General features: G+C 50.9%; 1 pseudogene. It reads left to right on the forward strand.

Annotation, left to right across the window (positions count from 1 at the left end):
- Window positions 1-470: pseudogene (locus ACU8YC_RS26875) on the forward strand (2-keto-3-deoxygluconate permease); the annotation flags it as partial.

Raw genomic sequence — 470 nt, forward strand, 5'->3', positions numbered from 1 at the left:
ATCAAGCAAAATCAGTGCCACCGGCACCGTTCTCAACAAATCCGGAACGCTGGTTGCCACCAAAACGGGTACAGCCTGGGCCTGTGCCTTTATTTTTGCCCAGCTGTTACCGGAAGATTGAATGGTCAAAACGGGGTTCTTTGCAGGATTATCCGTTCTCGCCATTGTCGCTGCGATGGATATGACCAATGCCGGACTCTATGCTTCGCTGATGCAGGAATACGGTACAAAAGAGGAAGCGGGGGCCTCTGTCCTTATTGCACTCGAATCCGGTCCGTTGATGACCATGATTATTCTGGGCTCTGCCGGACTGGCTACCTTTGAACCCGAACATCTGGCGGGGGTGCGTATTCCTTTCCTAATCGGGTTTATACTGGGTAACCTTGACCCCGATCTCCGAGAGCTGTTTTCAAAAGCCACGAAAAGTCTGATCCCGTTCTTTGCCTTTGCTCTGGGTAACACTATTAATC

Source organism: Citrobacter sp. VF227, from assembly GCF_052950715.1.